The organism is Aeromonas sp. QDB39 (genome assembly GCF_027707585.1).
Taxonomy (GTDB): domain Bacteria; phylum Pseudomonadota; class Gammaproteobacteria; order Enterobacterales; family Aeromonadaceae; genus Aeromonas; species Aeromonas hydrophila.
The window spans coordinates 1-9,854 of sequence record NZ_JAPCIV010000072.1 but is presented as its reverse complement, the minus strand read 5'-3'; the positions used below and the strand labels follow the sequence as shown (position 1 = coordinate 9,854).

The 9,854-nt window shown below is 57.3% G+C and carries 10 protein-coding genes and 2 pseudogenes; all 12 read left to right on the top strand.

What is annotated here, in order from left to right:
• A pseudogene (locus PG899_RS23210) lies at positions 1–240 on the top strand (hypothetical protein); the annotation flags it as partial.
• A 2-nt stretch (positions 241–242) separates the two neighbouring features.
• Positions 243–824, top strand: a complete 582-nt coding sequence (locus PG899_RS23205; protein WP_270697763.1) for a hypothetical protein — start codon at positions 243–245, stop codon at positions 822–824.
• Positions 825–833: 9 nt separating this feature from the next.
• A complete protein-coding gene (locus PG899_RS23200) occupies positions 834–1,511 on the top strand; it encodes a phage adaptor protein (RefSeq protein WP_270697762.1) in 678 nt (225 codons plus the stop codon).
• 166 nt (positions 1,512–1,677) lie between these two features.
• The gene (locus PG899_RS23195; protein ID WP_270697760.1) at positions 1,678–3,141 is read left to right on the top strand and encodes a phage head spike fiber domain-containing protein; all 1,464 of its coding nucleotides are present in this window, start codon (positions 1,678–1,680) and stop codon (positions 3,139–3,141) included.
• A complete protein-coding gene (locus PG899_RS23190; RefSeq protein ID WP_270697758.1) occupies positions 3,141–3,446 on the top strand; it encodes a hypothetical protein in 306 nt (101 codons plus the stop codon). Before PG899_RS23195 ends, PG899_RS23190 begins: the two co-directional genes overlap by 1 nt.
• Before the next feature lie 113 nt (positions 3,447–3,559).
• Complete coding sequence (locus tag PG899_RS23185) at positions 3,560–5,164, top strand: hypothetical protein (RefSeq protein ID WP_270697757.1); 1,605 nt, start codon at positions 3,560–3,562, stop codon at positions 5,162–5,164.
• Complete coding sequence (locus PG899_RS23180; RefSeq protein ID WP_270697756.1) at positions 5,164–7,935, top strand: phage tail tip fiber protein; 2,772 nt, start codon at positions 5,164–5,166, stop codon at positions 7,933–7,935. Before PG899_RS23185 ends, PG899_RS23180 begins: the two co-directional genes overlap by 1 nt.
• Positions 7,913–8,296 carry a hypothetical protein gene (locus tag PG899_RS23175; RefSeq protein WP_270697755.1) on the top strand — a complete coding sequence of 128 codons (384 nt, stop codon included), beginning with the start codon at positions 7,913–7,915 and terminating at the stop codon, positions 8,294–8,296. Before PG899_RS23180 ends, PG899_RS23175 begins: the two co-directional genes overlap by 23 nt.
• A 10-nt stretch (positions 8,297–8,306) precedes the next feature.
• Entirely contained in the window at positions 8,307–8,984 is a 678-nt protein-coding gene (locus PG899_RS23170; protein ID WP_270697754.1) for a hypothetical protein, read from the top strand.
• 2 nt (positions 8,985–8,986) lie between these two features.
• Positions 8,987–9,367: a hypothetical protein gene (locus PG899_RS23165; RefSeq protein WP_270697753.1), complete on the top strand. Its 381-nt coding sequence runs from the start codon at positions 8,987–8,989 to the stop codon at positions 9,365–9,367.
• Positions 9,367–9,627, top strand: a complete 261-nt coding sequence (locus PG899_RS23160; RefSeq protein WP_270697752.1) for a bacteriocin — start codon at positions 9,367–9,369, stop codon at positions 9,625–9,627. The genes PG899_RS23165 and PG899_RS23160 overlap by 1 nt, the downstream gene beginning before the upstream one ends.
• A 12-nt stretch (positions 9,628–9,639) precedes the next feature.
• Positions 9,640–9,854, top strand: a pseudogene (locus PG899_RS23155) (hypothetical protein); the annotation flags it as partial.

Below are 9,854 nucleotides of genomic sequence, written 5' to 3'. Positions count from 1 at the left end.
GCAAGAATGGAAGCGGAAGAGCAGAAGCGCCTTGCTGCAGAAGCTGCCCGCCTGGCCGAAGAGCAGAGCATGGTGGTTGGTGATATCGATCTGGCCAAGCTCACTTCTGCCCAGCTGGCGACCCTGATCGAAGGTGAAGATCTGGGTATCGAGCAGAAGGGGCCGCAGGAGAAGGTGGACGACTTCCGCGTTCGCGTGCGTGACGCCCTGAAAGCCAAGGCCGCCAAGGCGGAGGACTAAGCATGCAAATGGTACCCCGCGAGCAGTTCCTGCCTACCGTCAGGATGCACATCACAGGCCCGCTCGAGATGCTGCTGGAAGAGGCCGTGACAGAGGCGGCAATCGCTTTCTGCCGAGAATCCGAGCTGATCACCCTCGATCGCCTGCTGCCAAGTGCGGCGGCGGGCAGTCTGGAGGTGGTGTGCAATGTGGACGGGGTTACCTCATGCAATGTGTTGCACCTCACCGGTGCTGATGGCGTGCCGCTGGACTCAGGGCGCGACTACTTCGCCATGTCGGCCAATGAGCTGAGCATCCTGACCGATCTGAGCAATGTGCGGATCTGGTACGTAGCGGCCCCGGTAAAGGGCACCAAGGAGCTACCGGCGCAGCTCTACACCGACCATGCCGAAGCCATCGCCCATGGCGTGGCCGCGCTGCTCTACGCCCAGCCTGATCGCCCATGGTCTGACCCCAAGCGGGCCAACTTCCATCGCACCGAGTTTGTTGAGGGGTGGCGTCGTGCAGGCCGATTCCGCAAACAGCACAGCGCCCCGACTCAAGTCGAGTTTTACAACCCGCCACGCAAACACAGCTTCTTCTAAGGACTCATCATGGCTACCGTTACCGTCGCAACCATCATCAAGCGGGTCAATACCCTGCTGGTCGATCCTACCTTTACCCGTTGGCCAAAGCAGGAGCTGCTGGACTACTACAACGACGCCACCAAGGCGATCGTGCTGGTTCGCCCTGACGCACACACCAAGAACACTGAGTTCACCTGTGCGGCCGGTACCAAGCAGACCCTTCCGCCAGATGCTCTTCGCCTCATCGAGGTGCTGCGCAATGCCAACGGAAAGGTGATCCGCTACGTGGTGCGAAAGGCACTGGATGACAGTTACCCAGAATGGCACTCCAGCAACACCGCAACCAAGGTGGACAACTATACCTACGAGGAGCGCGACCCAAAGACCTTCTATCTTCACCCGGGGCCTGCAGCCGGGGTCAAGGTGGATGTGATCTACTCGGTCGCCCCACAATCCAAGCAGTTGACCGATGTCGAGAACGTCAGCACCCCTGCGCTGGCCGATCTGGATGATATCTACATCAACCCCATCATCGATTTCATGCTCTACCGCTGTTTCTCCAAGGATGCGGAGTATTCAGCCAACTCCAATCGAGCTACTGGTCATTACAACGCTTTCTTGCAACAGCTCGGAGAGAAAACCCAAGTAGACGCGAGCATGGAAGCGCGCCAGCAGGCCAGTTTTGGCCGGGTAACCGGTCAGTAAGGGGGCGTAGATGGCTGGTATTTGGTATCGAGCTGGCACCGTCGCTGTCACCGCTGGCAGCACCAAGGTTGTTGGCACAGGCACCACTTGGAGGAGTGGTGTTTACAAGCCTGACAAGGGGCACATCTTCTGGGGGCCTGATGGTCGGGCGTATGAGGTGGACTACGTGGAGAGCGATACCGTTCTCTATCTGGTTACAGCCTATGTGGGTGGGTCTGCCACTGGACAGGCATACTCGATAGTCATCTCCATCACGGGGCAGGTTCCGGCATTCAGTCGAGAGCTGTCGGCCTTTGTGGCGTACCACCAGGGGCAGATGGATGGCTGGCAGAAGCTGCTCACAGGCACCGGCGATGTAACGCTCACTGCGCCGGATGGAACCAAGCTCACCATGCCGAGTTGGGAAAAGGTGATGAATGCCGGCACTGGCGTGGTGGCACAGGCGACTGTTCAGGCAGGTATTGCCACGGCAGAGGCTGCCAAGGCTGCCGCCAGCGCCGGTGTGGCGGCAAATATCGTAGCCGCTGCTGCGCTGCCCATCCCGGATTTGTGGGCGCCGCTCACAGATGATCTGCGCCTCATCACCGGCCATGGCCGTGAGGTGAAAGTGGGCGAGGATGTGGTGGCAAAGATGGTGAACTTTAGCCGGGCAACCGCCGCAACGAAAATGGGTAAGGACGGCTTGCCCGTACCAGTTGCGGTGAACGAACCGCGCTTTGAGCGAGAGGGGCTCCTTGTCGAGCCGCAGATTGCTAACCTCGTAGCGTACAGCGAGGATCTCTCCACTTGGCAACTTAACGGGCGGTGTAAGCTGGAGAAGCAGCAGGGAATATTCACAAAGATAACCCCAGAAGAGGCTTACGGAGGTGTATATACGACGGTGTCAGGGCTGTCGGTAGGGGATCTGTATACCATCAGCTTTTGGGCCTACGCAGATAAAGATTCGTCATTATTTCTGGTTGGCGCCCACACAATTGAAGGTGCCAATACTAAATCGCTAACAACGAAGAAAAAACGATACTCGTTCACGTTTCTAGCTACACAGTCGCAGATTCCAATTATTGCCGCAGGTGGCTCAGGGCCAGAGTTTTCCCCATTGTACGTTGGTGGGTTTCAGGTAGAGAACCTGAGTTATGCCAGCGCATATATCCCGACTGCTGGCGCAGCTGTAACCAGGGCACGTGATGTGGTGTCACTGCCAAAATCCAACCTACCATCCCGGGAGCACACAATAGCTGTTCAGCTATCAATCAGAGATACTACAAACAGGTATTCGTGGGTTTTGCAGGGCGGATATATATGCATGAGCGTTATGCCAAACGGTGCCGTGCGTGGATGGGATTTCGCTGCTGCTGTTGTTACACCAAGCGGCGGAACTTCACCGCAGAACGTTGTAGCTGGTTGCAGATTAAGGTCTGGTGATAGATCGGCATTTGCAAACGGAATAATAACAACCAAGCAAAACACGGGTATTGTTGAACCAACACCACCAGGGGAGCTATTCCCTGGTGATGATTCTGTTTTGTCTATCGGGTCTTATTCTGGTGCGTATAGCCTCGGCGGCCACATTAAAAACATCCGAGTGTGGGAGCGCGGGCTAAGTGACGAGCAAATAAAGGGGATCGGCTGATGTTTATAGACCTGAATTTGAAATCGACGGATGCGGCGGCAATGTCAGCTGCCTTGATAGCGGCCGGTTTTTTAAAGGATAAACAGGGGCATCTGTACCACCCATCGGCCTCGCTCATGCTGCTGCCATTTGGCATGGTCACCAGGCTGACCGGAGAGGTGATGGTTGTTGATGGGATGCAGATTGATGTGAGAGAGCCGGTGCCAGGCTATCACGCCAATGTGCGCACCACTGACGCCGAACTGGCCGCCGCGCTGGCTCCGGTGACCGTGGTGGTCGAATCTCCCCAGTATGTATGGGCATAGTTGTGGCTTGGTAACATCGCTTGCCTCATGACGCTGCTGGCGTTAGGATTTACCCATCATGGCCCGCTCTATTCTGAGTGGGCCTTTTTGTTTTCTGCCTGCCGAGAACTCCCATGTCAGTCATCGATATCGTCACCATGCGAGGTGTTACTCCGCGCGTGGAACCTCACCTTTTGCCTGATGAAGTAGCAGTGGTTTCCCGCGATTGTCATTTCGATCACGGCGTTATCTCACCGCTAGAGGAAGATGTCAGCGCTGGCGTTACATTGCCAATCACCCCGCAAACTCTGTTCAAGTACGGCCTGAACTGGTTTGCATGGAACAAGATCGTCGAGGCAATCAACTCCCCGATCGCCCAAGATACCTATGGCCGCGTCTATTACACAGATGGGGAATATCCGAAGGTAACTCACTTCCAGATCGCAACTGGCGGTGTCAACAAGCCTACGGCGTGGTATCGACTTGGCGTGCCTGCTCCAGGCGTTCCAGTTGGGGTTGGCGCAGTGACTCCTCCTGCTGACGGCAAGGATGACTTGCTGACAGACGACGAGACCCGTTTCTATGTGGATACCTATGTCACTGCTATGGGCGAGGAGGGGCCACCTGGGCCGGTAAGTAGCAAGGTGACCATCACAATCCCCAACTCCACTGTGGCGCTATCTCTCTCTCCGCCGCAGTCGCAGGACAACAACATCACCAAGCGCCGGATATACCGATCCGTTTCTGGTGGAGGCTTGGCTGATTACCTGCTTGTTGCTGAGTTACCGATCGCGCAAGCCTCGTTTGTAGACAATCGCGCTGACGGCGAGCTGGGGCCTGTGCTGGAGACCTACGGATATACTCCACCCCCAGCCTCTATGCGAGGTCTGTGCCAGATGGCCAACGGTATGTGTGCCGGGTTCGCTGGCAACTCGCTCTATCTGTGCGAGCCGTATCTGCCCTATGCCTGGCCTGAAAAGTACCGGCTTACCACTGAGCACGACATCGTGGCGATCGCCGCCATCGATACCACGCTGGTGATTGGCACCAAGGGTTACCCCTATCTTGCCCAAGGTGTCAGTCCTGCATCTGTTACCAATCAGAAGTTGAGTCAGCTGCCTCAAGCATGCATCAGTGCCCGCTCCATGGTGGCCATGGATGGTGTGGTGCTGTACGCATCACCAGATGGTCTGGTCGGGATTGGCGCCAGCGGTGGGCAGGTGGTGACCGAGCAGATTATTACTCGCAAGCAGTGGCAGGCCATGAAGCCTGAGACCCTGCGCGCCTGGCATCACGAAGGGAAGTATGTGGCGATGACCGATACCCACGCCTTTATCTTTGACCCAAAGTCTGGCGACCTGCGTGAGCTGACAAATCGCTGGGATGCGGCCGTTTCCGATATGGAGAGCGATCGGTTGTTCGTCGCCAAAGGGACAAGCCTGCAGATATGGAGAGGCGGGTCTGCTGGTAATGGTCAGTTTGTCTGGCGATCCAAGCTGTTCATGATGCCTGAAGGCACTCCGCTAGGCTGCTGCCGACTGCTGACTGACGACATCACCAAGGTCGGCATCAAGCTGACAGTGGATGGTGAGCAGGTAATGGATCTGCCGCCTGGCAACTTGGCATCCGGCACGTTCAGGCTTCCGCCTGTGCGTGGTCGGTGGTGGCAGGTTGAGGTGTACGGCACCTCTGCGGTGAAGCGCATCACCCTGGCTGGCTCAATGGCGGAGATGATGTAATGGCAAAACCGGCATATCGAGCAGGGCGGGATCAGGCCGCCACTTCTGAAAACGTTGAGCTGCTTACCGGTCAGCGCGGAGACAAGCTGGATAAGGCCGTCACCTTTCGCGAGCTGAACGCGCTTGGTTTGGCCACACTGCGTCAAGGCCCTGGCGGCATCTATATTCCTGGCAAAAATCCAGACCTCGTTGAGACTGGCGTGTACGACAAGCCTCATGCGCCGGTTAACGTGCAGGCCAGCGGGGCGTTTCATACCATGCTGGTTGATTGGGACGGGCCACACTACCGTGGCCACTCTCATGCTGAGGTGTGGCGCGCAGAGGCCGATAGTCTGCCTGCCGCGACGCTGGTTGGCACCACTATTGCCAATATGTTCTCTGACGCCATCGGCAAGGGGGCCAAGTTTTACTACTGGGTCAGATTCGTCAATGGCAAGGATGACCGTGGCCCGTTCCAGGGGGAGCATGGCGTTGTTGCGGAGACCAGCCGTGATGTGCAGGATATTCTGGACGAACTGCAGGGGAAAATTGAAAGCAGCCACTTGGCGCAGGAGCTGCTCAAGCCAATCCTTGATGTGCCGCAATTGTCAGTTATTGTCAACGAGACCAAGGCCAATCTGGCCGCACTTGATGCGCGAGAGAAGCAGGTTAATGACCTGCTAAATCATGCTCAGGGCGCGCTCGGCGATAACTACATCAATGTGACCCTGGTACAGGAGCAGCTGCGCCAGCTGATCAATGGCTATCAGAACGATTTTGAGGACTTCCGCGATGCCGTGTTCAAGGTGGATCCGAGCACCGGCGAGATCACCATGGAGGCGGTCAACGCCGTCCGCAGTGAGCTTGGCGCCGAGATAACGAAAGTCAGTCAACATCTCGATGCGGTCGAGGCCATCGTCAAGACCTGCGTCACCCGCGCCGAGATCAGCGCAGACTTGGAGAAGATCACCTCCATCGAGCAGCAGATCGACGGCATCAACGGCAAGCTTACCCAGACTGCAACAAAGTCTGAGGTGACCGCTGTCGGCTCTCAGGTGACCCAAGTCGGCCAAGAGCTTGATGCCGTCAAAGGCACCCTGAGCCAGAAGGCCGCCAAGACGGAAGTGGATGCCCAGGGGCAGCGCCTGACCGTCGCCGAGCAGCAGATCAGCGCCAACACAACGGCAAACTCCGCCACAGCTCAGCGCGTCGAGCAGCTCAAGAGCGAGATGCAGCTGGCAGACCAAACCATCAAGAGCTCCATCACCGAGCTGGCCCAGAGCGTAGCCTCTGATACGCAGGCGCTGGCGCAGAAGATGAGCGCCATGGAAGTGGCCATGAATGGCAACACCGCGGCCATCAGCGAGCTGCAACAGGCCATCAGCGGAGACGGGAAGTCACTGGCCAGTAAGTTTGAAAACATGAGCGCCAGCGTGGATCTGGCAGGCGATGCCGCGATCGGTGCTACCTTGGCTGGAGCTGACGAGAGTGACCGCCAGCGCAAGGCGACCGGCAAGATCCGGCGTGAGCAGAAGGTGCTGAGCGACCAGCAGCAGGCGATGGCAACCACCATTGAGCAGCTGGATGCAGAGTTTCAGGCTGAGTCTGCCGTTCTGCGCGGGCAGATCATCAATGAACAGACGGTACGAGCTACAGAAACAGGCGCATTGGCGCAGCGGGTAGGCACGGTAGAGGCCGAGTTCAAAGCTGCCGACAAAGCATTGAGCGCCAGTATCTCCGAGGTGGCAAAAACCAGCGCCGATGCCAACCATGCCACAGCGACAAAGTTGGAACAGCTATCTGCCAAGACAGGGAATATCGAGTCAGCTGTCCAGCAGCAGAGTGAGGCTATTGCGGATCTGGAGAATGGCGCCCAGGCGATGTGGACGGCAAAAGCCACTGCCGGGCAAATCACAGCCGGGATTGGCCTGATTGCCAAATCGGACGGCACCAGCCAGGTGGCCATATCAGCCAGCCAGGTGTTCGTGTTCAATCCCAACAGCTCAACACCGATGGCACCCTTATTTGCCATCGACAATGGCCAGGCTGTCATTGCGGAGGCCATCATCCGCAAGGCTACCATTCAGATCCTGAACTCCGAGAAGATCACGGCTGACTATGTGAAGGCCGGGGTCAGCATCAGCTCACCGTTGATCAACGGCGGCCAGATCGATATGGGGAATGCCTTCATGGCTGGAGGGGCTGCTGGCTTCGGCAAGGGCGGGCCATATGGAGGCTGGGGATGGGGGTGGTACACCATCATTTACGCTGACGGCAGTATCTACACAAATCGTCTCTATGCCGAGGGCGGCTACGTCAGAAACATGACTATCGGTAACTGCACGATAGAACAGAACTGCATTGTTCATGGGACTGTTTATGCTGAGCGAATAGTTGGTGACGTGGCCGCGATCAAGTCGCTATACATGCAGCAACCAAGCGGCCCATTCAGCATGTTCTTTAATGTGGCCGCAGCAAACTTTACCAGAGGGGTTATTGTCACAGGCATAAACATCAAAGCGGAGGGGTATTACTATGGCGGCGGCGGCCAACCGTCAGAAGGCACCCGCGCTTGTACGGTAGTGTTTTACATGAATGGAGTGGAGTTTGGTCGAGAGTCTGTGTCTGCGACAGGCGGCTCAAGGAAAGACTCTGCCACGGCAAGTGCAACTGTTACGTTGCCTGCCGGGGTTCGCGGACAGTTTCAAGTTTCGATACTTGGCGATGTGTCAGTATCACTCGTTGGTGCTGTAGCAATGGTGTTCAAACATGGTAGCGCCACTTTTGAGTAACCCTATCGGTTACATCAACCGCATCGCCAGCGACACAGGCAACCCAAGGCTATCCTCCGAACTGCAAGACGCCATCCGAAACCGGATGGCGTTTTTATTTGTGCGTGGCGATGACGGGTTTGTGCTCAAGCCGCTGGCCGAAGATGGCGTGATCGGCGTCCTGGTCTGGGTTGGGTGGGGTGATGGCGGCGCGCCAGAGCGCCACCTGCCGGAGGTGAAGCGGCTGGCCAGGATGATAGGGTCGCGCTGGCTTCGCTTCCATTCATCGCGCAAAGGCTGGCTCAAGGTGGCACCGACAATGGGATGGGTCCGTCAGCCGGATGATGCTGATGGGTTCTATGTGTTTCAGATCAACCTGTGAGGGGTAGGTGATGGGGAAGGGCGGTTCGAACGAAATCAAGGAGACCGAGGCTCAGAAGGCTGCGGCCGGTGTAGCGATGGAACAGTGGGATCTCTACAAGAACGACCTGCAGCAGTACGAGGACTATTTCATCGAGAAGGTGGATGACCTCAACAGTGAGGGGGAGTTCGACAAACTGGCAGGCACGGCAGCGCTTGGCACTGCTCAATCCTTTGGTGAGGCGCGCGCCGGGCTGGCTGACTCCATGGCGGCCAGTGGGGCAGACCCGACCAGTGGCCGGTACCAGGAGGCAATGGAAGGCCTGGCAACTGACCAGGCATTGAGCCAGACGGACACCGCCAACCGGGCCCAATCCAGCCAGCAGGACAAGTATGTTGCTGGGCTCAAGGATGTGGTGAGTATTGGCGCGGGGCAGAAGGCTGAATCTATGGCTGGTATGGGGGATGTGGCCACAACCAGCTTGCGCAAGGCAACCAGTGATGCACAGAGCTCTTACCAAAGCCAGCAGGCGACAGCTGGCTTGGTGGGGACTCTGGCAGGAGCCGCCACCTCGTATGGGCTGGCCAGCCTGAAAGCGCCGGCGGTTACCAGCAACAGTGATGTTGCATCACATCTCGATAGCACCAAGACGCTCGCTGATAACCGCGTCTATAACCCCAACGCAAAAACGTATTTGGGAGGTAGGTAACCATGGGTTACGCCGCAGACACTTACGCCAAAATCACCCGAGAGCAGTACCAGGACTGGAAGACGCGCTTCTACCCCAAGCAGCAGGAACTGATGGAGTTGGCCACGAACGGCCAGCTACTGCGGGAGCAACTGGGGCGGGTGGATGAGAACAACGCCAACGCGCTCCGCTCAGCTCAGCAGGCTACGGCCAACCGCAATGCGCGAATGGGGCTGAGCACCAGTAGCAATGCCAACGATAACAGCCAAGGGCTGCGCATGGCGCTGATGACGGCCGGGACCGAGAACGGGTTGCGTGAGCAAGAGCAATCCCGCCAGATGGGTATTCTGACCGGTGCTGATGCGGGGCTGCGTGAGGCAATCAAAACCGGAGGGGGTGTGTGATGGGGTACGGCATTTTGGATATCGGCGGTCAGACGCGCCAGCAGGGTATGGCAGGGTTGCGCGATGCGGCCAATCGAGAGCAAGAGCTCGAGCTTGGCAATAAGCAGCTCAAGACCCAGGAGAAGCAGGCGAAGATGTCTGCAGCTGGCGCAGGGGCCGCTACTGGCGCCATGATTGGCGCATCTTATGGTTCTGTTGGCGGCCCTGTAGGTGCTCTTATCGGTGCCGGAGTTGGATTTCTGGCAAGCAGCTTGTTTTAAGGTGAGGTGAGTATGGGCGTATCAGGGTTGGCAGAAGGCTTTCTGGCTGGCTTCAACACCATGGACCGCTATCAGCGCGGCCAGAAAGAAGATGAGCGAATGGAAAAATCCATGGGCCTGCGAGATGCCATGTGGCAGAACGAGCTGGATCAGCAGAAAAAGGCCGATGCTCGTTATGATGATGAGACCAAATATAACCGAGGTCGCCATAAGGTTGATGACGACAG

Coding starts and splice junctions, on each gene's coding strand:
- PG899_RS23200 (WP_270697762.1), top strand. CDS start 834: ATGGCTACCGTTACCGTCGCAACCATCATCAAGCGGGTCAATACCCTG.
- PG899_RS23185 (WP_270697757.1), top strand. CDS start 3,560: ATGTCAGTCATCGATATCGTCACCATGCGAGGTGTTACTCCGCGCGTG.
- PG899_RS23170 (WP_270697754.1), top strand. CDS start 8,307: ATGGGGAAGGGCGGTTCGAACGAAATCAAGGAGACCGAGGCTCAGAAG.
- PG899_RS23165 (WP_270697753.1), top strand. CDS start 8,987: ATGGGTTACGCCGCAGACACTTACGCCAAAATCACCCGAGAGCAGTAC.
- PG899_RS23180 (WP_270697756.1), top strand. CDS start 5,164: ATGGCAAAACCGGCATATCGAGCAGGGCGGGATCAGGCCGCCACTTCT.
- PG899_RS23175 (WP_270697755.1), top strand. CDS start 7,913: ATGGTAGCGCCACTTTTGAGTAACCCTATCGGTTACATCAACCGCATC.
- PG899_RS23160 (WP_270697752.1), top strand. CDS start 9,367: ATGGGGTACGGCATTTTGGATATCGGCGGTCAGACGCGCCAGCAGGGT.
- PG899_RS23190 (WP_270697758.1), top strand. CDS start 3,141: ATGTTTATAGACCTGAATTTGAAATCGACGGATGCGGCGGCAATGTCA.
- PG899_RS23205 (WP_270697763.1), top strand. CDS start 243: ATGCAAATGGTACCCCGCGAGCAGTTCCTGCCTACCGTCAGGATGCAC.